The organism is Tardiphaga robiniae, assembly GCF_001618955.1.
Classification (GTDB): domain Bacteria; phylum Pseudomonadota; class Alphaproteobacteria; order Rhizobiales; family Xanthobacteraceae; genus Tardiphaga; species Tardiphaga robiniae_A.
This window is the reverse complement of the sequence record NZ_LVYV01000009.1, coordinates 41,767-62,323: the sequence shown is the minus strand read 5'-3', so window position 1 is coordinate 62,323 and position 20,557 is coordinate 41,767. Positions and strand designations below refer to the sequence as shown.

Sequence of the window (20,557 nt, the reverse complement as noted above, 5' to 3'; positions counted from 1 at the left end):
ATGTCGTGCATGCGCGGCAACTGGCCGCATCAGCTATTTGACAGCGACAATGAAGATCCGCGGAAATTTCAGCAGAACCTTGCCATCCGCCTGCGGCAGATAGCTGGCGGCGATGCGCGCGGTATACTCAGCGATGTAAGCCTTGCGCTCCGGCGGCTCCAGCGGATCGACGAACGGGCGCAGCCCGGTGCCCTTCACCCATTCCACGATCGCAGTGGCATCGGCCAACGCATGATTGTAGACGGTGTGCCAGATCTCGACGCGGGAACACAGCGGCCGCAGCGCATCGTAATAGGCCCCGGGTTTCGGCAATGAGTCACGCAGCTCCGCAGCCTTCGAGAGCTGCGCGCGCCACGGCTCGAGATAGGCGACCTCGCGCATCAGGATATGCGAGGGTTCGTCGAGATTGTCCGGCATCTGCACGGCCAACACGCCGCCCGGAGGCAAAGCACCGACCAGACGCTTCAGCTGCTTGATGTGATCCGGCACCCACTGAAACACGGCATTGGCAAACAAGACATCGGAGCCGGCCGGCGCCACCCAATGGGCGATATTGGCCTCGATGAACGTCTGCGCGGGCAGACGTTCCCGCGCCTGTCGCAACATATCGGCCGACGTATCAACACCGATGACCGACGCTTGCGGCCAGCGATTGACCAGAAGCGCCGTCGAGTTGCCAGGCCCGCAGCCGATGTCGACAACCTTGCGGGCATCGAGAAGCGGAATCTGCGCGAGCAGATCCCGTGCCGGCCTGGTTCGCTCGTCCTCGAACTTCAGATACTGCTGCGCGCTCCAGTCGGCCATTTTAGAGTTCTCCTCAGCGCGTCAGTTTCTGGTATTTCACGCGATGCGGGATGATCGAATCCTGCCCGAGACGACGCATCTTGTCCTTCTCGTAGTCCTGGAAGTTGCCTTCAAACCATTCGACATGGCTGTCGCCTTCGAAAGCGAGCATATGGGTCGCGATACGGTCGAGGAACCAGCGGTCATGGCTGATGATCACGGCGCAACCGGCGAAGTCTTCCAGCGCCTCTTCCAGCGCACGTAGCGTGTCGACGTCGAGGTCATTGGTCGGCTCGTCGAGCAGCAGGACGTTGGCGCCGGACTTCAGCATCTTGGCGAGATGCACGCGGTTGCGTTCACCGCCCGACAATGCGCCGACTTTCTTCTGCTGATCGCCGCCCTTGAAGTTGAACGACGAGCAGTAGCCGCGCGAATTGACTTCCTTCTTGCCGAGCAGGATCAGTTCGTTATTGCCCGAGATTTCCTCCCAGACGGTCTTCTTGCCGTCGAGCGCATCGCGCGACTGATCGACATAACCGAGATGAACGGTCTCACCGACGGTGATCGTGCCGCTATCGGGCTTCTCCTGGCCGGTGATCATTTTGAAGAGCGTCGTCTTGCCGGCGCCGTTGGCGCCGATGACGCCGATGATACCGCCGGGCGGCAGCTTGAAGGTCAGATCGTCGATCAGCACGCGATCACCATAGGCCTTGGTGAGACCTTCGAAGTCGACGACGTTGTCGCCGAGGCGCTCGGCCACCGGAATGGTGATCTGCGCACCTTGGGTCTGCTTCTCGCTGGCCTTCTTGAGCAGCTCGTCATAACGCTGGTAGCGCGCCTTCGACTTGGCCTGACGTGCCTTGGGCGACGAGGCGATCCATTCCTGCTCGCGTTCCAGCGTCTTCTGATGGGCTGCGTCCTCGCGGCCTTCCTGCGCGAGGCGTTTCTGCTTCTGCACCAGCCAGGACGAGTAGTTGCCCTCGTAGGGAATGCCGCGGCCGCGATCCAGTTCGAGAATCCACGACGTCACGTTGTCGAGGAAATAGCGGTCATGGGTCACGATCAGGATCGCGCCAGGATAGTTGCGCAGATGGCCTTCGAGCCACGACACGGATTCAGCATCGAGATGGTTGGTCGGTTCGTCGAGCAACAGCAGCTCGGGTGCATCGAGCAGCAGCTTGCAGAGCGCGACGCGGCGGCGTTCGCCACCGGAGAGCTTGGTGACGTCGGCATCATCAGGCGGACAACGCAGCGCGTCCATCGCCTGGTCGACCTTGCTGTCGAGATCCCAGAGGCCTTGCGCCTCGATCTCGTCCTGCAGCTTGGTCATCTCGTCGGCGGTCTCTTCCGAATAGTTCATCGCCAGCTCGTTGTAGCGATCGAGAATCGCCTTCTGCTTGGCGACGCCAAGCATGACGTTCTCGCGGACGTTCAAAGACGCGTCGAGCTGCGGTTCCTGTTCGAGGTAGCCGACGCGCGCGCCCTGCGCGACCCAGGCCTCGCCGGTGTATTCCTTGTCGAGGCCCGCCATGATCTTGAGCAGCGTCGACTTACCGGCGCCGTTGACACCGAGCACGCCGATCTTGGCGTCCGGGTAGAACGACAAATGGACGTTATCCAGCACCTTGCGGGTCGGATAGGCCTTGGTCAGACCCTGCATGAAGTAGACGAATTGGCGAGCCATCGTGATCCTTGAAAACCGTCGCGGGCGTGAAAAATGGGTTGTCGCTGATGTAGCGGCGTGGCCCTGAAAGGGCAACCGGGGGTCTTAAGGATTTGGTAACTCTGCACTTCTTCGAGGCAGCCATTATGACAATTAAAACCGCTTTTTAACGACTTCCGCCAAGAGTGCTCCCAGGGCGATCAATCATGCCCCTCGCGACTGAAGTCGCGGGCAGACAGGCGGAGCCTCGTCATGGCGATCATTACATCAGTCCCCTCTCCAGCCGCCGCCGAAACCCGCGCGGCGCGCCCAGGCCTACTCCACGAAATCCGGACGTTCTGGCAGCTGTTCTTCGTCGCCGCCTTCGATCCTTACCGGCCCGAGCAGCATTACATGCGCGGCCCAGGCCCCGCCTGTCGCGCCAAGGATAACGGGCGCGACTGAACAAGGCCTCTCTGATCCTAGTGACAACGGGTCCCCGCAGCCGTATCTTGAGCGAATGTCTTCATGGCGCAAGCCATTGCGACCTGTCCGGCCAGATGCGAGCGATCAATGGACAAGATCCTCTATACCCTGATTGGCGGCGCAGTCTTTATCGCGATCGGGTTCCGTCTGTTCGATCCGAACGCCAGCCGTCCCATCAAATTTGACGAAAGCAATCTTGCCGTTGCATCCGTCTGCTTGCTCGTCGCGGCTGGCGGGCTTCTGTTGTTGACGAGGACGCGGCTGGGCAGACGGCTGAAGACGAATATCGACAAGAGGCTCAGAGACGAGGACGATCGGGTTCGCACCACGCCGGGCAAGGTGCGCGAACCTACTAACACCAACATACCGTGATCCGCTGTGCCTTGCGCACTCACCTAGGGCGCGGCACCATGGGCGATCATTGATGGCCTTCTGCCGTCATCACCACACCGGATGGACGATCCCATGACGCGGCTGCGCTGTGCAATTCTCGACGACTATCAGAACGTGGCCTTGAGACTCGGCGACTGGAGCGTGCTTGACGATCGCATCGAGGTCACGGTCTTCGACAAGCCATTCGCGTCGGCAGACGAGGCAGCCACAGCGCTGAAGGATTTCGAGATCATCTGCGCCATGCGCGAGCGGACGCCATTTCCGCGCGCGATGTTCGAGGCGCTGCCGAAACTCAAGCTGCTGATCACCTCGGGCATGCGCAATGCCGCGATCGATTTCGAGGCTGCGAAGGCTCGTGGCATAACCGTCTGCGGTACCGCGATGGTGGGCAATCCGACGGCCGGCCTGACCATCGGCCTGATGCTGGAACTGACCCGCAAGATCGGCTTTGAAAACGCACGCATGAAGGCCGGCAAGCCCTGGCAGGTGACGATCGGCGAGGATATCGAAGGCAAGACACTGGGGATCATTGGCCTCGGCAAGCTCGGAAGTCAGGTCGCCGGCATTGCCCGCGCGCTGGGCATGAAGACGATTGCCTGGAGCACCAATCTCACACCCGAGGCCTGCGAAAAAGCCGGCGTGACCTACGCGACCAAGGAAGAACTGTTCGCCCAGGCCGACATCATTACGATCCACCTCGTGCTGAGTGATCGCTCGCGCGGATTGGTGTCACGGGCGGATCTCGCACGCATGAAACCAACCGCCTATCTCATCAACACAGCACGCGGCCCGATCGTGGATGAAGTCGCACTGCTCGAGACCTTGCAGGCCGGGAAAATTGCCGGTGCAGGTGTCGACACCTATTCCCACGAACCGCTGCCGCTCGACAGCCCGCTGCGCAAGCTCGACAACGTCGTGATCACGCCGCATCTCGGTTACGTCACAGCGGAAAACTACAAGCGGATCTATGCGGAGATGATCGAGGACATCGGCGGCTGGTTGAACAGCGCGCCCGTCCGCAAGCTCAACTGACAACAGCTTTCACAGCACAAAAGAAAACGGGCGCCGTGTGATCCACACGGCGCCCGTTTTCCTGAAATCAGTTGACCGCAATCAGCGAATGCTGACCGGAGCCGGCAGCGGCTGAACCGATGTCGGCTGGGTGCCGGGGAGCGGCGCGGGAGCGGCATTTGCGCTCGGACCGGGGACCGGCTGAGCCGAAGCCGTGGTCGCCGGAGCCTTGCCCGGCATCACCACCACGCGGGTGCCAACCTTGGTGCGTTCGAACAGATCCGAGATGTCGTCATTGAGCATGCCGAAGCAGCCAGACGACACGGACTTGCCGATCGTCGACGGCTGGTTGGTGCCGTGAATACGATAGACCGTCGAACCGAGATACATGGCGCGGGCGCCGAGCGGGTTACCTTCGCCGCCGGCCATAAAGCGCGGCAGATAGGGCTGGCGCTCGATCATCTCGGTCGGTGGATGCCAATCCGGCCATTCCGCCTTGCGGGTGATTTTCTGCACACCGTTCCAGGTGAAGCCGTCGCGACCGACACGGACGCCATAGCGCATCGCGCGATTGTTGCCGAGCACATAATACAAATAGTAGTTCGGCGTATCGACGACGATGGTGCCCGCGGGCTCCTTCGTCACGAAATTCACTTCCTGCCGGCGGAACTGCGGCGGCAACTGCGCAGGACCGGTTTCCGGCTGATCTTCCGGAGGCAGCGAAGCCACCATCACGGAGCTGCCATTGGCGCCCAGACCCTGTCCTTGCACCGAGCCGGTCACAGGGGCACCCTGCCCGCCCATGCCTTCAGGCGGACGCACTGCGCCATCGCCGTTGCCACGGTTCGAATAGACCACCGCGGGCGGCGCCATCGGGCGACCGTAACGCGGGTCGTCGGGCGACATCACCGGGCCCTGCGGCATGGCGCGATCGGAATAAACCGGGGCAGCACCAGCAGGGCGACCATAGCGCGGATCATCCGGAGACATCACCGGGCTCTGAGGCGCAATTCCGGGCGCGGACAGCCCCGTTATCGGCCGGCCACCGCGAGAGGGCGGCGCGTCATCTTCGTCGAGCGCATCAAAATCCGGCATGGCGTCCAGCGCGCGATCGGCGCGCGAATTGGCCGGATAGCCGCCCGGGGGGTAGTTTGGGTCGGCCGGGATCGAATAGCCGCTTGGCGTGCCCACAGGATAGCCCTGCGCCACCGCAAGCGAATGACCCGCGACGCTACCGAGAGCCACGGTCGCCAATGTCGTCAAAACACGCTTGATCATCATCGCCCTTGTATAAGCTCAAGCAAAAACCGGAACATGCTGTGAGATCGCGCAGGATAGCGGCGCATTCAAGACAATTCCGGAAAAAAGCTTCCCATTTCGGTCATATTCGCGAGATCACACGCCGGCGTGGCTATCTTGCCTCACCTCCGCTGAAATCACTGCTCAGGAATGCGTCCTCAGTTGTGCATCTCACTTTTTAACAAACGGTTCCTGAGGCCGTGCATTATCCTGAAATGGTCCTGATTCGCGACGCTTTGGCGGCAGCCGATTCTGCGGAACGGGCAGCTCCCAGTGTTGTCACCGCGTTCCCATCGTTCGAAAGCCTTCCACGGTCTGTCCGAAGGCGGAACTGCCATTCATGCTTCCGGGTTTCCGATTTCTGTTCGCAGCCATCCTGCTCACAGTCTCGTTGGTGGTCTTCGGCCTTGGTGCCGCAGCCCTGCTGCGCTCTGCCCATCAGGAATTCGCGACCATTCCGACCAGGCGCGCGCCGCAGACCGTCTTTGCGCAACCGCCCGTCGAAGCTCCGCCGACATTGGCCATGCTGCGCGTCGAGGCACCAGCTCCCACCCCTGAGACTCTCGCGCCGCCAGCAGTCTCCGTAACATCGGCGGCAGAACAAGTGCCCCCCAACGCGGCTCCTGCGGAGCCGGAAAAGATCGCATTGCCCGAGACCGCCGCGCCCCTGTCGACGCTGGCCGCACCGGCTGTCGAGATTACTGCCCCGGTGGCGGCGACGCCGAAGCCTGAAGTTGCAACGAAGTCGGAAGCGACGAAGATCGAAGAGCGGGAACCTCTAACGACGGTTGCCATCGCACCAGCAACCTCCGTCGAACCAGTTGCTGCCCCTCCTCTCGAATCTGCCGCCGTTCCAGCATCGGCCGCCGCAGCAGAGGTAGCAGCGGGGCCACAGCCGACGGCGACGCTGACCTACGATGACGCAAGATTGTCTTCGACGAAAATTGCGATGCTGGGCGGACCGCCCATCGATACCGAGTCGGTTCCGTTACCAAAAGCGAAGCCTGCTGCAGAGCCCGCCAAGAAGATCGTGAAGAAGCGCATCGTCGTCAAAAAGCGGCGTGTGGCCGCCAGGCCTATGGCGGCCGCTGCACCACAGCCAACCGACCCGTTCGGATTGCCGGTCGCGCGCTGACCTCGACCCCGGTTACGCCGGTCCGGTCGCGACGGGCGGACCGTCGGGCTGCCCCCATTCCGACCACGAGCCGTCATAGAGCGCTGAACCGCGCACGCCGAGACGATAAAGCGCCAACGTCAACACCGCCGCAGATACGCCCGAGCCACATGTAGTGACGATGGGCTTGTCGAGATCGAGCCCCGTGCCGGTGAAGGCTTGGCGCAACTCTTCGAGCGGCTTCATCGTGCCGGTCGCAGCGTCGAACAGCACGTTGTAAGGCAGGTTGCGGCTGGCGGGGATGTGACCGGAGCGAATGCCCGCACGCGGTTCAGGGACACTTCCCTCGAAGCGATTGGCGGCACGCGCGTCGATCAATTGCTCTTTGCGCGAATCCAGATTGGCAACGACCTGCGCCTTGCTGCGGATATACGACTTGTCGAGCGTGGCGCTGAAAGTGCCAGGCTTCGGTGACGACTTTCCGGTTTCCGTCGCCCGGCCTTCGGCCTTCCACTTCTTCAGCCCGCCATCGAGCACCTTCACATTGGCGTGGCCGTAAGAGAGGAACATCCACCACGCCCGCGGCGACGCGACCCAGCCACCCGCATCATAGACGACGACCGTATCATCAGAGGAAATGCCGAGCGCGGCGATGTCGCGCGCGAACTGGTCAGCATCCGGATACATATGCGGCAACGGCACGGAGTGATCGGAGACCGCATCGACATCGAAGAACACAGCGCCGGGAATGTGTGCCGCCAGATAATCATCGACCGGCAGCGGCAGCACGCCGGGCATCTTGAACGACGCATCGATGACCTTCACTTTGGGATCGCCGAGATGCGCGGCGAGCCATTCGGTGGAGACGAGAGGATCGGTGCTGGACGTCATGCTGCTTCTTTCTTCTGTCATTCCGGGACGCGCTCTTGCGCGGACCCAGAATCTCGCGGTGTTAAGCTATCTCCAGATTCCGGGTTCGCCCGTAGCTATCGCTACGCGCGCCCCGGAATGACGACAAATATCGACTACTTCGACGCCTTCGGCTCGACCTTTTCGACCGCGCCGCCCGCATTGCGCCAGGCGGTGAAGCCGCCGCCCAGATGCGCCACCGGCTTCAGGCCCATATCGGCCGCCGTCTTCGCTGCCAGCGCCGAGCGCCAGCCACTGGCGCAATGGAAGATGAACTTCTTGTCTTCCTGGAAGATTGGCTTGCCGTAGGGACTTTCCGGATCGATCCAGAATTCCAGCATGCCGCGGGTGCAGGAGAACGAGCCGGGGATCTTGCCTTCGCGTTCGATCTCGCGGGGATCGCGGATATCGACGATAACCACATCCGGGCTTTCCGCCGCTTTCATTACGTCCTCGACGCTCATGGTCTCGATCTGCGCGTTGGCTTCGTCGAGCAGTGCCTTGTAGCCGCGGGTAATCGTCTGCGTCATGCTTTCCGCACCAGTTCCTTCATTGCACCTTCGAGACCTTCAATCGTCAGCGGATACATCCGTTCCGAGAATAGCCGCCGAATGATGGTCGTGGACTCCGAGTAGTCCCAGTGCCGCTTGGCGACAGGATTGAGCCACACCGCATTCGGATAGGTCTGCGTGATGCGCTCCAGCCAGACCGAGCCGGACTCTTCGTTCACATGCTCGACCGAACCGCCGGGCACCATGATTTCGTAAGGCGACATCGAGGCGTCGCCGACGAACACTATCTTGTAGTCATGGGCATATTTGTGCAGCACGTCCCAGGTCGGCGTGCGGTCCGTGAAGCGGCGTTTGTTCTGCTTCCACACGCCTTCATAGAGACAGTTGTGGAAGTAGAAATACTCCATGTGCTTGAATTCGCTCTTCGCCGCCGAAAACAGTTCCTCGACCTGCTCGATATGCGAATCCATGGATCCGCCGATATCGAAGAACACCAGCACCTTGACCGCGTTGCGCCGTTCCGGCCGCATGTGGACGTCGAGATAGCCGTGATTGGCGGTCTCCCGAATCGTGGTGTCGAGATCGAGTTCATCCGGCGCACCGGTGCGGGCAAACTTGCGCAGACGGCGCAGCGCCACCTTGATATTGCGGATTCCAAGTTCGACATTGCCATCGAGATCCTTGAACTCGCGCTTGTCCCAGACCTTCACCGCGCGCCGGTGACGGCTTTTCTCCTGCCCGATACGGATGCCTTCGGGATTGTAGCCTTCGGCGCCAAACGGTGAGGTCCCGGCGGTGCCGATCCATTTGTTGCCGCCCTGATGACGTTCCTTCTGCTCTTCAAGGCGCTTCCGCAGGGTTTCCATGAGCTTGTCCCAGCCCATGGCCTCGATCTGCTTCTTCTCTTCCTCGGTAAGATATTTCTCGGCGAGTTTCTTCAGCCACTCGGCGGGAATCTCTGCCTTTTCCATAGCGTCGAGCAGGCTCTCAAGCCCCTTGAAGACCGTGCCGAACACCCGATCGAACTTGTCGAGATTGCGCTCGTCCTTCACCAGCGCTGCACGGGACAAATAATAGAAATTCTCCACCGACTGATCAGCGAGGTCGGCGTCGAGCGCCTCCATCAGCGTGAGATATTCGCGCAGGGTCACCGGGACCTGCGCATCGCGCAGCGATGTGAAGAATTGCAAGAACATGATTGACAGATTGCCCGACCACCCGCGTCCGTCAAGGGCCGGATGTGGTAGAAGCCTACACAGCTCCGTGGCTCGCCATCGCGGCGCACATCCGAAATAAGCGAGATTTGTCAGTCAAACCGGGGCGAATTCCGCTCCGCGGCATGGTCAAGCAATCGTTTGTCAGATTGCAGGTATTTGTTTCAACAATTCCGGCGTCAGTAACCACGCAACGCGGTGTCCCGCCATCAGCGGGCATTCTTAGCTATCGTGAAAGCAACGACGGCCATGGTGATGGCCTGTTTTGCAGTCAACATAGAACCGAATGACCGTGCCCACGACACCGACCAGCAGTTCGCCGAGCCGACTCTCCGCGCCGGGTGTGATCGTCACGCTGTTCGTGCTGGCGATGAGTGCGTGCGTGCTCGGGCTTGTCGTCTGGAAGGCGCTCGATGCCCGCCAAGCCGTGCTGGCGCAAAGCGAGACCGATAGTCGAAACCTCGCACATTCGCTGGTCGAACATGCTTCGCGCTCGATACAGGCCATCGATATCGCCATGAGCGGGATGGCTGATCTGCTGAAGTACCAAAACCCGCAGCCGGATCGCTTCAACACGTTTCTGGCCAATACGGCGAATGCACTGCCACAGCTCCGCGAAATCGGTGTATTCGATACGCTGGGGAACTGGCGTTATTCCTCGTTGCCGGAAACGCCAACGCACAATAATTCCGACCGCGACTATTTCACCTATCATCGCGATCACATCGACTCCAATATCAGAATCAACGCTCCCATCACGTCGCGGCTAACCGGCCGCACGTCAATCATCCTGTCGAAGCGGATCGACGGGCCCGACGGCACCTTCAAAGGTGTGCTGACGGGCGCAATCGACAACCAGTACTTCAGCGATTTCTACAAAACATTCCAGATCGGCGAGAGCGGCGGCATCAGCCTGATCCGAAGCGACGGCATACTGCTGATTCACTGGCCATCGATGGAAGTTGGGAAGGACCTCTCCGGAACTCAGCTCATTCAGACCCGTCTGAAACAGAGTCTGGCAGGCTTCTACAAGATCGATTCGCCGTTCGACGGCATCACCAAATATTTCAGCTACGAGCAAACCACGCAGTATCCGCTGATCGTCACGGTCGCGATTCCGGAAGATCAGGTGCTGGCGATATGGAAGAGCAATCTGCTCTCCGACGTTATCGTTGCTTCAGTCCTGCTCTGCACCGTGATCCTCCTCGCCGCCCTGCTATCGACCCAGTTTCGCTTCCGGCTCAACATGGAACACGCGCTCCGCGAGCGCGAGTCCCACTATCGCTTGCTTGCCGACAACATCGCTGATGTCATCATTCTGCTCGATCGCTTCGGGAACATCGTCTTCGTCTCGCACTCGGTCGAACTCGTCCTGGGACACAGTCCGAACGAGCTGCTCGGGCGGTCCTGCTTTGAACTGGTGCATCCGGACGATGTCGAAACCGTGAAGGCTGCCAGCGCGCAGCTTACAGATCTCACCGCAAACCGCACGGTGATCTTCAGGACCTATCGCCACGACAAGTCACTGGCGTGGGTAGAAGTAAACTTCAAGCTGGCCATGCGCGCGACGGATCGCGAAAAGGTCGAGATTGTCGGCGTGCTGCGCGACGTCACCTTGCGCAAGAGGATGCAGGACGAGTTGACCGCGCTGAATTCCAAACTCGCCGAACTCGCGACCACCGACGGGCTGACGGGACTGGCAAACCGGCGCACGCTCGACGGCTTTATGCGCCGCGTTTATGAGCAGCATGAGCAGATGTCGGTGCTGCTGATCGATGTCGACAACTTCAAGGGCTATAATGACAGCAACGGCCACCAGGCCGGCGACGAATGCCTGAAACGCGTCGCGGCCGTCATCGCCGACGCCACGATCAATACGCCGGCATTGTCCGCACGCTATGGTGGCGAGGAGTTCGCCATCATTTTGCCGGACGTATCCGAGGCCGATGCGATCACTATCGCGGAAGCCCTGCGCCTTCGGGTCAGGGCATTGGAGATTCCAAATATGGCATCAACCCGTGGCCACCTGTCGATCAGCGTCGGCGTTGCCAGCCGGAACAGCCTGACCTCGAACGAAGCCGCCCTGGTCGGCGAGGCCGATCTGGCGCTTTACGAGGCCAAACGACGTGGTCGAGATTGCGTTGTCGCCAATTCGGCGCTGAAACGCGAATATTTCAGCGCGGGCTTTTCGCACAACGGCTGATCCGCCAATTGCCGCCAGACCGCCCGGCTTTTCCCCGCCATGATATGTTCTTCGTCATCGCAAAAGGTCCCGCGAAGTGCCCGGAATGGTGGCTGGACCTGACCAATAATTCAATTAAACTTCGCCCGGAAACGTGCCGGCTGGCCAAATTGGCCGACGGCTGATGATCACAACAGGAATGGCGCGTCACTTGATGTCGCCCGCGAAGGATTGATCCATGGGAATTCTCGCAGCATTGCTGATCGGTGCCATTGCCGGCTGGTTGGCCGGGTTGATCGTTCGTGGCGCCGGCTTCGGCCTGCTCGGCAATATCGTGATCGGCATCATCGGCGCACTGGTCGCTGGCTGGCTGCTGCCGCGCCTGGGTGTGAGCCTTGGCGTCGGGGCGATCCGCGACATCATCAACGCCACCATCGGCGCGGTGATCGTGCTCGTCATCCTGTCGCTGATCCGGCGCTAACGTCGCATCCCCTCACTCTGCGATCGCCTACCGCGATTCCCATCATTTTCGGCTGCGCGCGTCCGCGCGACAAGAAGAACAAGGCAAAGTCTCCATGAAGTTTACCGGCACCGAAAACTATGTCGCGACCGATGATCTCAAGGTCGCGGTCAATGCCGCCATCGTGCTCGAACGCCCGCTGCTGGTGAAGGGCGAGCCGGGCACCGGCAAGACCGTACTGGCCGAAGAAGTCGCCAAGGCGCTGGGCGCACCGCTGCTGACCTGGCACATCAAGTCGACCACAAAGGCACAGCAGGGCCTCTACGAATACGATGCCGTCTCGCGCCTGCGCGACAGCCAGCTCGGCGATCCCCGCGTTTCAGATATCGGCAACTACATCAAGCGCGGCAAACTGTGGGAAGCTTTCACCCATGCAGAGCGACCGGTGCTGCTGATCGACGAAATCGACAAGGCTGACATCGAATTCCCGAACGACCTTCTGCTCGAGCTCGACCGCATGGAGTTCCATGTCTACGAGACCGGCGAGACCATCAAGGCGGCAAAGCGCCCGATCGTGATGATCACATCGAACAACGAGAAGGAATTACCCGACGCCTTCCTGCGCCGTTGTTTCTTCCACTACATCAAGTTCCCCGACATCGACACCATGAACCAGATCGTCGAGGTCCACTTCCCCGGCATCAAGCATCGCCTCGTCGCCGAAGCGATGCGTATTTTCTTCGAGGTACGCGACGTGCCTGGCCTCAAGAAGAAGCCGTCGACGTCGGAACTGCTCGACTGGCTGAAGCTGCTGGTGAATGAGGACATGTCACCGGAGATGCTGCGGGAGCGCGACCCGCGCAAGCTAATCCCGCCGCTGCATGGTGCGCTGTTGAAGAACGAGCAGGACGTGCACCTGTTCGAGCGGCTGGCGTTTTTGAACAGACGGGAAGTCTGATCCACCATCGAGGTATACAGCCTTCACGAAAAACCGCCCTTAGGGGCGGTTTTTTAATACCTATTTTGCAAGTATTTGCCAAATTAAGTATACATAAATCGGTTTTCATCCCCACTTTATTGAGATATCGTCCCTTCAAACGCCAAATCTGTATACAGGCAGGATCCAAGAACCGCGCCACGGAGGAATACGATGCCCGCTTCATTCCCGTTGAACGCCTGGTACGCCGCCGCCTGGGATGCCGACATCAAGCACCAGCTTTTCCCACGCACGATCTGCGGCAAGCATGTGGTGATCTACCGACGCTCCGATGGCGGCGTTAGCGCGCTGGAGGATGCCTGCTGGCACCGACTGGTGCCGCTCTCCAAGGGACGTCTCGAGGGCGATACGGTTGTCTGCGGCTATCACGGTCTGAAATACAATGCGCAGGGCCGCTGCACCTTTATGCCCTCGCAGGAGACCATCAATCCCTCCGCCTGCGTGCGCTCCTATCCCGTGGTCGAGCGGCATCGCTTCATCTGGCTGTGGATGGGCGACCCGGCGCTGGCAGATCCGGCACTAGTGCCGGACATGCACTGGAATGACGATCCGGAATGGGCCGGCGACGGCAAGACGATTCACGCGAAGTGCGACTACCGCCTCGTGGTCGACAATCTGATGGATCTCACCCACGAGACCTTCGTGCACGGCTCCAGCATCGGTCAGGACGACGTCGCTGAATCTCCTTTCGATGTCACCCATGGCGACAAGACCGTCACCGTGACGCGCTGGATGAAGGGCATCGAAGCGCCGCCATTCTGGGCCGCGCAGTTGCGCAAGCCCGGCCCCGTCGATCGCTGGCAGATCATCCACTTCCAGGCGCCGAGCACGGTGAATATCGACGTCGGCGTCGCACCGGCAGGAACCGGCGCGCCGGAAGGCGATCGCTCGCAGGGCGTCAACGGCTTCGTGCTCAACACCATGACGCCGGAAACCGAGACCACCTGCCACTATTTCTGGGCCTTTGTGCGCAACCACCGCATCACCGAGCAGAAGATCACCACGGAAATCCGCGAAGGCGTCGCGGGTATTTTCCGCGAGGACGAGATCATTCTCGAAGCACAGCAGAAGGCGATGAACGAGAATCCCGACCGCGTCTTCTACAATCTCAACATCGATGCCGGCGCGATGTGGTGCCGACGGGTGATCGACCGCATGGTGGCGAAGGAAAGCACGCCACCCAAACTCCAGGCGGCAGAGTAAAATCATGAGCGAACGCGATACCGAACGCTCCGTCTCGCAGACCGTGCGTGCGCAGTTGGCACTGCGCGACATGATCCTGTCCGGCACGCTGCGCCCGGGCGAACGCATCAGCGAGCTGCAGGCCGTGGAGATTACCAGTGTGTCGCGCACGCCGGTGCGCCTCGCGCTGGTGCGCCTGGAGGACGAGGGCCTGTTGCAGGCGATCCCGTCCGGCGGCTTCATGGTGAAGGCGTTTTCCGAGCGCGACATTCTCGACTCGATCGAACTGCGCGGCACGCTGGAAGGCCTCGCCGCCCGCTTCGCTGCGGAGCGCGGCGCCAGCGCCCGCAACCTCGAACCACTGAAAGAATGTCTGTCGGATCTGGATCAACTGGTGCGGCAGGATCCGATCTCGGTGGAAGCCTTCTCCGCCTATGTCACCATGAACGCCCGTTTCCATGCGCTGCTGACCGATCTCTCCGGCAGCGCGCCGGTGATCCGGCAGATAGATCGTGTTTCGGCGATGCCCTTTGCCTCGCCCAGCGCCTTCGTGATGGCGCAGTCAGCGCTGCCGGAAGCGCACAACATCCTGCTGATCGGCCAAGAACATCACCGCATCGTCGTCGACGCCATCGAGAATCGCGAAGGCGCGCGCGCCGAAGCCGTGATGCGCGAACATGCGCGGCTCGCCGTACGCAATCTGCGGCTCGCTTTGCGCAACCGCACGCATCTCGACTTACTGCCGGCGCTGGCACTGCTGACGTCTGCGCCCACCGACTGATCCGGGAGAACCCTTATGCGTTTCGCAGAACACTGGATGTGGTGCAGCGTCGATGCCATTCGCGATGTGACATCGGGTATCCGCGAGATCACGTTGCGACCGGATGCGCCGCCGATGTCCTATCCGCCGGGCAGCCATATCAACGTCAACCTCCTGATCGACGGGCAACCGCAAACGCGATCCTATTCGCTGGTCGGTGAACGCGCGATCGACACGCTACGCATCGCTGTACGGCTGGCCCCAGATAGCCGCGGCGGCTCGCAGGCGATGTGGGCATTGCAACCCGGTGGCCGGCTGGAAATCTCCAGCCCATCGTCGCTGTTCGATATCGACTGGGCCCGCAAGACCTATTGCCTGATCGCCGGCGGCATCGGCATCACGCCAATCACCGGCATTGCGCATGCGCTGCGCAAGCGATCTGTCGACGTGCGTCTGCATTATGCAGTCCGGTCCCGCCAGGACGCCGCATATCTCGACGAGATGGGTGAGCTGCTGGGCGAACGACTGGACGTTCACGCCAGCGATGAAGCTGCGCGACTGGACCTCGATGCCACATTTTCCGCCCTCCCCACCGACGCCATCGCGATCATGTGCGGGCCGATGCGGATGCTGGAAGCCGCGCGACACGCCTGGAACAGCGCAGGCCGTGCGCCGGCCGACCTGCGCTACGAGACCTTTGGGTCAAGCGGCCTGTTGCCAACAGCGGAATTCCGCGTGCGACTGAAAGGCTCCGGTACCGAGATCGTGGTGCCGCAGAACCGCTCGATGCTCGATGCGCTGAACGATGCCGGACACGAAGTGATGTCCGACTGTCAACGCGGCGAATGCGGGGTCTGCGCCATCGATGTCCTCGCCATCGACGGCGAAATCGATCATCGCGACGTGTTCTTCAGCGATCACCAAAAGAGCGGCAACACGAAGATTTGTCCCTGCGTCTCGCGCGTCGTCGGCACGGTGACGGTGGATACGTTGTATCAGCCGGACGCTGTCTGACCGTCAGCGTTCACCGCGCAGCGACGCAATCATCGACATGATCGCGAGCAGGATGACCACGGCGCCATAGACATAGGCCACGACGGCCAGTCCGGCATACGGCACAGCCACACCTGCAGCGAGTGCTGGCAGGCTGAAGGCCAGATAGGACAACACATAGAACGCCGCCAGCAAACCGGCGCGCTGATGCGCCTCGGCGGTCGGCAGCAGCGTGCTCAGCGAGCCGGCGAAGGACGCGCCGAAGCCGAAACCTGCGATCACCGAACCGGCAAACAGCATCGCAACGCTGTGCTGCCAGATGCCGAGCAGCGAGACGAGGACGCCCAGCGACAGTGCGGCCGTGCCAATCACCAGCAACCGCTGCGCCGGAAGCTGCCGAAGGGCGGCCACGGTCAGTGCTGCAGCGAGCATCAGGGTCGCGACCACGACGCCGCCGACCCAAGGCGCGGAGACGCCCATCGTTGTTGCGACCACCGTGGGCATCAAGGACAGAGAGAAGCCGCCCAACGCCCATGTGGCGACGGTGGCCGGTGCAACGCGCAGCAGCGCGGCGCGCGATTGGCTGGGCACGCGCACATGCGGCCGCAGCGAGGCCAGCGCGCCCGATTTGCGCGACACGGTCTCGGGCATCACGAACAGCAGCACGATCATCACGGCCGTCAGCGCGAATAGAACCTCATAGACCAGATGCAGCGGATCGGGCGCGAAGGTGACGAGCGCCGCCGCGCCAAGCGCGCCGACCATCAGGCCAAGAAAGGCGGTCACGCTGTTGAGGAGCGGTCCGCGCTTGCGGTCAGTATCGAGGATCGCAGCGCCCAATGCCGTTGTCGCCGTGCCGACGCACAGGCCCTGCACGGCACGCGCGAGGATCAATTGCCCGACATCACTGGCATAGGAGAACAGCACCATCGCGATGGCATTGAGCAGCAGACCGCCGAGAATGACCGGACGGCGTCCGATATAATCGGACAGGCCGCCGACCGTCAGCAACGCCACCAGCAGGCTGATCGCATAGACCGCGAATACCAGCGTGATCATCAGCGGCGAGAGATGCATCGACTGCTGGTAGAGCCGGTACAGCGGCGTCACCGCGCTGCTGCTGGCCGCGACCAGCGCGGCCCCGGCAAAACTGAATGCCGTCATGGCCGATGGCTTCAACACCCAACCGGCTCTGGCGGGTGATGCTTGAGCATTGGAAACACACGTCTTTTCGGCGCTGCCTTGCATGGCTCGTTCCTAAAAGCTAAGTAATTGCATTAGGCATCTAGGTCGCCCGAGAGCTTAATGCAAATATTTTGCGTTAAGGATCTCAGTTTTCGCACAGGTGCGACCGTGGGAGAACGATGTGACGGTGAAGGAACGGGTCCGGATCGGTGGACGCAGCGCGCGGATACAGAGCGCCGTGCATGATGCTGTCCGCAAATTGGGGGCTCTTTCCACCCGAAACCAGATCACCGTGCCGCAAATCGCTGCCGAGGCTGGCGTGACGCCGTCGACCATCTATCGGCGCTGGGGCGATCTCTCCGCGCTGCTCGCCGACGTCGCCGTGGCGCGGCTGCGGCCGATCGCAGATCCCGACGACACTGGTGCGGTCGAAACCGATCTGCGCGCCTTCATCGAGCAATATGCCGAAGAGATGTCGTCCCCAGTCGGCCAGGCCTTGATGCGGGACGTGTTGTCGGCACTGAAGGAGGGACTGCCCAGCGCCTGCGCGGGCTTCACCTGCGATCACCTCACCACCCTTAACGCACGCGCCAAAGCGCGCGGCGAGACGCCCTTCGACATCGACGAGGTGATTGACCATGTGGTGGCGCCGATCATCTATCGCGCGCTATTCAGCGAACAGATACCGACACCCGATTATTGCAATCGCCTGATTGACCGGATTTATCTGCCAGCCCGCAAGCGACGCACCGCCGTCTGATCGTCAGCGCGGCTTCTCGTCCAGCTGATAGGTCAGATGCGCCTTCACCGTCGGCCATTCGCCGGGCAAGATACTATAGACAACCGTGTCGCGCAGCGTGCCGTTCGGCGCGATCTGATGATTGCGCAGGATGCCGTCCTGCTTGGCGCCGAGCCGCTCGATGGCACGACGGGACTGGTGGTTGAAGAAATGCGTGCGGAATTCCACCGCGATGCAATCCAGCTTTTCGAAAGCATGCTGCAACAGCAGGAGCTTGCACTGGGTATTGAGCGCGGTGCGCTGCACCCACTTGCCATACCAGGTCGAGCCGATCTCGACCCGGCGGTTGGCGGCATCGACATTCATATAGGTCGTCATGCCAGCGATCTTGCCGTCGGCATCCTTCACCGTGAATGGCAGCATCGCGCCTGATGCCTGCAGAGCGAGCCGACGGTCAATCTCGGCGCTCATCTTTTCCGGCGTCGGGATCGCGGTGTACCAGATCTTCGAAAGGTCGCCTGACTTGGCGGCCTCGATCAGGCCATCGCAGTGATCTTTGGCAAGAGGTTCGAGCCGGGCGTGAGGGCCAGAGAGCGTAACGGGTTCAAGCCACGGCATCGGTCTTCCTTCGTTCTAGACGCGCGATCGGACGCAAAACCGGCTTCCACTTTTGCTGATCGCGCTCGGGCTACTTGTTCAAGAAATTGAGCGGCAAGCCACCGCGCGGCCAGTCCATCGCGATCAGCTCGCCCTTGCCTGACAGCGTGATATAGGCCGTCTTCAGCTCGGGGCCGCCGAATGCGATATTCGTGGTGACGCGGTCGCCAGTTTGTATCTGTTCCACCAATTTTCCATCCGGCGCAATCACCGAGATGCAGCCGCTGACCAGCGTTGCGACGCAGACGTTGCCGGAGGCTTCAACCGCGAGAGAATCGAACATCTGATAGCCGCCAAGGCCCGCGATGGGACGGCCGCGCTCGCCGCGATAGATCACCTCGCTCGGCTTCACTTCGCCCGGCGCGCCGACGTCGAAGGCCCACAACCGCGCCGTCGGCGTCTCGGCCACATAGACGGTCTTCTCGTCCGGCGACAGGCCGATGCCATTGGCCGGCAACATGCCGAAATGCCCTTCGACGACTTCGGTGGCACCCGGCTTCATGTAATAGAACGCGCCGACATCCATATCGCGGTGCCGGCGTTTGCCGAGATCGGTGAACCAGAGCCCACCCTGCTTGTCGAACACCAGATCGTTCGGCCCCTTCAGCGGATGCGCACCGCATTTGTCGAACAGGGTTTCGACCTTGCCGTTAGAGAGGTCCACGCGCTGGATCGAGCCGCCGATATATTCATGCGGCTCCGGCGCACCGGGCATGATGGCGCCGCGCGATGCCGCCCAGCTGAAACCTCCATTGTTGCAGAGATACATCTTGCCGTCCGGACCGAGCGCAGCGCCATTCGGGCCGCCGGGAATTTTCGCGACCACTTCCTTGCGGCCATCGGGCCAGACTCGCGTCAACTGCTGCGCACGGATTTCAACCAGAATGACGGACCCGTCCGGCATCACCACCGGGCCTTCGGGGAATGCGAGATCGGTGGCGAGGACGCGGATATTGGGGCTGGACATGGAAACTCCCTGACATTTTCTTGGTTTGTTATCGCACCTTCGGCGGGTGACGCAGCGTGGCCGAAGTAGAGCAAACATGTCCTGCGCTGCCAAGCCGCGCAAATGCATGGCCACTTGCGTGGAATTTCCATTCAGCTTTAGCTGCGGACAACGAAAACACAAAAATCCGAGGAAGCCCGATGCCGACCGACACCGCAGTTGCGCCTGAAGCCGATGACGAAGTGCTCTACTCTGTCGCCCATGGCATCGCGACCGTCACGCTCAATCGCCCGCAACGGTTGAACACGATCTCACGCGAGATGCTGTCGCAGCTCAGCGAACTGTTCCTGAAAGCGGACGCTGATCCCGAAGTCCGCGTGGTGATCCTGACGGCCACCGGCCGCGCCTTCTGCGCCGGGCTGGACATGGCTAGCGCCACCAAGGGCACCGGCATCGGCTCCACCAATGACGCCAACAACAGCCGCACCACGCTCGATCTCAAGACCGCGCCCCCGATCGTGATGTTCAACATGGAGAAGCCGACCATATGCGCCATGAATGGTGCCGCCGCCGGCTATGGCATGGACGTCGCGCTCGGCTGCGACATGCGCATCATGGCGGAGAGTGCCAAATTCGCCGCGGCCTTCGTGAAACGTGGCGTGGTGCCTGAATCCGGCGGCACCTGGTTTCTGCCGCGCATGATTGGCTGGGCCAAGGCAGCCGAGCTGATCTTCACAGGCCGCACACTGTCGGCGCGCGAAAGCCTCGAAATGGGCCTTGCCAACGAGGTGGTTGATGATGCGGAATTGATGACGCGCGCCAATGCAGTGGCGGCCGAGATTGCCGCCAATGCGCCGCTCGCAGTGCAGGCTGCCAAACGCATGATGCGCTCAGGTCTGTCCGAGAGCTTTGGCGACCACGTCCATCACGTGTTCCTGCAATTGCTGCCGCTGTTTCGCACAGCGGATTTCCGCGAAGGCATGGCGTCGTTTCTCGAGAAGCGCCCGGCGAAATTCACCGGCAAGTGAGCGCAACGCACAAACACACCGACGCGGCGTTGTGCGCCGCGTCACGCTTTGCTGATTAAGTCAGC

Annotated in this window: 21 protein-coding genes; 12 read left to right on the top strand and 9 right to left on the bottom strand. The window is 61.3% G+C overall.

Going from position 1 to position 20,557, the window contains the following annotated elements; all coding sequences use genetic code 11:
- Nucleotides 1-33: 33 nt before the first annotated feature.
- Nucleotides 34-804: a trans-aconitate 2-methyltransferase gene (gene tam / locus A4A58_RS12005; RefSeq protein ID WP_068732229.1), complete on the bottom strand. Its 771-nt coding sequence runs from the start codon at nucleotides 802-804 to the stop codon at nucleotides 34-36.
- Nucleotides 805-817: 13 nt separating this feature from the next.
- Complete coding sequence (gene ettA, locus A4A58_RS12000) at nucleotides 818-2,467, bottom strand: energy-dependent translational throttle protein EttA (RefSeq protein ID WP_068732227.1); 1,650 nt, start codon at nucleotides 2,465-2,467, stop codon at nucleotides 818-820.
- Nucleotides 2,468-2,698: 231 nt separating this feature from the next.
- Here ettA and A4A58_RS29645 point away from each other — a divergent pair, with 231 nt between their 5' ends.
- The 3 genes from A4A58_RS29645 (at nucleotide 2,699) to A4A58_RS11990 (ending at nucleotide 4,336) form a co-directional block, all read left to right on the top strand.
- Nucleotides 2,699-2,890 (top strand): hypothetical protein, encoded by a 192-nt coding sequence (locus tag A4A58_RS29645; protein WP_081421838.1) that lies wholly within the window; start codon nucleotides 2,699-2,701, stop codon nucleotides 2,888-2,890.
- Between the two features lie 108 nt (nucleotides 2,891-2,998).
- On the top strand, nucleotides 2,999-3,283 hold the full coding sequence (locus A4A58_RS11995) for a hypothetical protein (RefSeq protein WP_068732225.1): 285 nt from the start codon (nucleotides 2,999-3,001) through the stop codon (nucleotides 3,281-3,283).
- Nucleotides 3,284-3,376: 93 nt separating this feature from the next.
- Entirely contained in the window at nucleotides 3,377-4,336 is a 960-nt protein-coding gene (locus tag A4A58_RS11990; RefSeq protein ID WP_068732349.1) for a D-2-hydroxyacid dehydrogenase family protein, read from the top strand.
- An 81-nt stretch (nucleotides 4,337-4,417) separates the two neighbouring features.
- Here the strand turns inward: A4A58_RS11990 and A4A58_RS11985 are convergent, their stop codons facing one another.
- Nucleotides 4,418-5,596, bottom strand: coding sequence for a L,D-transpeptidase family protein (locus tag A4A58_RS11985; protein WP_086937034.1), 1,179 nt, complete (start codon nucleotides 5,594-5,596; stop codon nucleotides 4,418-4,420).
- Between the two features lie 358 nt (nucleotides 5,597-5,954).
- Between A4A58_RS11985 and A4A58_RS11980 the strand changes: the two genes are divergently transcribed.
- Complete coding sequence (locus tag A4A58_RS11980; RefSeq protein ID WP_068732223.1) at nucleotides 5,955-6,749, top strand: hypothetical protein; 795 nt, start codon at nucleotides 5,955-5,957, stop codon at nucleotides 6,747-6,749.
- 12 nt (nucleotides 6,750-6,761) lie between these two features.
- Here the strand turns inward: A4A58_RS11980 and sseA are convergent, their stop codons facing one another.
- From sseA to A4A58_RS11965, 3 genes are all read right to left on the bottom strand, one after another.
- On the bottom strand, nucleotides 6,762-7,619 hold the full coding sequence (gene sseA, locus A4A58_RS11975) for a 3-mercaptopyruvate sulfurtransferase (RefSeq protein ID WP_068732345.1): 858 nt from the start codon (nucleotides 7,617-7,619) through the stop codon (nucleotides 6,762-6,764).
- A gap of 134 nt (nucleotides 7,620-7,753) precedes the next feature.
- Nucleotides 7,754-8,167 (bottom strand): rhodanese-like domain-containing protein, encoded by a 414-nt coding sequence (locus A4A58_RS11970; RefSeq protein WP_068732221.1) that lies wholly within the window; start codon nucleotides 8,165-8,167, stop codon nucleotides 7,754-7,756.
- Nucleotides 8,164-9,345, bottom strand: a complete 1,182-nt coding sequence (locus A4A58_RS11965) for a vWA domain-containing protein (protein ID WP_068732219.1) — start codon at nucleotides 9,343-9,345, stop codon at nucleotides 8,164-8,166. The genes A4A58_RS11970 and A4A58_RS11965 overlap by 4 nt, the downstream gene beginning before the upstream one ends.
- A 304-nt stretch (nucleotides 9,346-9,649) precedes the next feature.
- Between A4A58_RS11965 and A4A58_RS11960 the strand changes: the two genes are divergently transcribed.
- From A4A58_RS11960 to A4A58_RS11935, 6 genes are all read left to right on the top strand, one after another.
- A complete protein-coding gene (locus A4A58_RS11960; RefSeq protein WP_068732217.1) occupies nucleotides 9,650-11,566 on the top strand; it encodes a diguanylate cyclase in 1,917 nt (638 codons plus the stop codon).
- Between the two features lie 217 nt (nucleotides 11,567-11,783).
- A complete protein-coding gene (locus A4A58_RS11955; RefSeq protein ID WP_068732215.1) occupies nucleotides 11,784-12,026 on the top strand; it encodes a GlsB/YeaQ/YmgE family stress response membrane protein in 243 nt (80 codons plus the stop codon).
- Nucleotides 12,027-12,120: 94 nt separating this feature from the next.
- The gene (locus tag A4A58_RS11950) at nucleotides 12,121-12,963 is read left to right on the top strand and encodes an AAA family ATPase (RefSeq protein WP_068732213.1); all 843 of its coding nucleotides are present in this window, start codon (nucleotides 12,121-12,123) and stop codon (nucleotides 12,961-12,963) included.
- A 192-nt stretch (nucleotides 12,964-13,155) separates the two neighbouring features.
- Nucleotides 13,156-14,205 (top strand): aromatic ring-hydroxylating oxygenase subunit alpha, encoded by a 1,050-nt coding sequence (locus tag A4A58_RS11945; RefSeq protein WP_068732211.1) that lies wholly within the window; start codon nucleotides 13,156-13,158, stop codon nucleotides 14,203-14,205.
- 4 nt (nucleotides 14,206-14,209) lie between these two features.
- Nucleotides 14,210-14,965: a GntR family transcriptional regulator gene (locus A4A58_RS11940; protein WP_068732209.1), complete on the top strand. Its 756-nt coding sequence runs from the start codon at nucleotides 14,210-14,212 to the stop codon at nucleotides 14,963-14,965.
- A 15-nt stretch (nucleotides 14,966-14,980) separates the two neighbouring features.
- On the top strand, nucleotides 14,981-15,958 hold the full coding sequence (locus A4A58_RS11935) for a PDR/VanB family oxidoreductase (RefSeq protein WP_068732207.1): 978 nt from the start codon (nucleotides 14,981-14,983) through the stop codon (nucleotides 15,956-15,958).
- Between the two features lie 3 nt (nucleotides 15,959-15,961).
- Here the strand turns inward: A4A58_RS11935 and A4A58_RS11930 are convergent, their stop codons facing one another.
- On the bottom strand, nucleotides 15,962-17,101 hold the full coding sequence (locus tag A4A58_RS11930; protein WP_068732205.1) for an MFS transporter: 1,140 nt from the start codon (nucleotides 17,099-17,101) through the stop codon (nucleotides 15,962-15,964).
- A gap of 202 nt (nucleotides 17,102-17,303) precedes the next feature.
- On the opposite strand from A4A58_RS11930, the gene A4A58_RS11925 reads away from it, so the two are divergent.
- Complete coding sequence (locus A4A58_RS11925; protein WP_068732343.1) at nucleotides 17,304-17,882, top strand: TetR/AcrR family transcriptional regulator; 579 nt, start codon at nucleotides 17,304-17,306, stop codon at nucleotides 17,880-17,882.
- Between the two features lie 3 nt (nucleotides 17,883-17,885).
- Here the strand turns inward: A4A58_RS11925 and A4A58_RS11920 are convergent, their stop codons facing one another.
- Together A4A58_RS11920 and A4A58_RS11915 are read right to left on the bottom strand one after the other, a co-directional pair.
- Nucleotides 17,886-18,479 carry a GNAT family N-acetyltransferase gene (locus tag A4A58_RS11920; RefSeq protein WP_068732203.1) on the bottom strand — a complete coding sequence of 198 codons (594 nt, stop codon included), beginning with the start codon at nucleotides 18,477-18,479 and terminating at the stop codon, nucleotides 17,886-17,888.
- A gap of 70 nt (nucleotides 18,480-18,549) precedes the next feature.
- Entirely contained in the window at nucleotides 18,550-19,485 is a 936-nt protein-coding gene (locus A4A58_RS11915) for an SMP-30/gluconolactonase/LRE family protein (RefSeq protein ID WP_068732201.1), read from the bottom strand.
- 179 nt (nucleotides 19,486-19,664) lie between these two features.
- On the opposite strand from A4A58_RS11915, the gene A4A58_RS11910 reads away from it, so the two are divergent.
- Complete coding sequence (locus A4A58_RS11910) at nucleotides 19,665-20,492, top strand: enoyl-CoA hydratase/isomerase family protein (RefSeq protein WP_068732199.1); 828 nt, start codon at nucleotides 19,665-19,667, stop codon at nucleotides 20,490-20,492.
- Nucleotides 20,493-20,557: the final 65 nt, after the last annotated feature.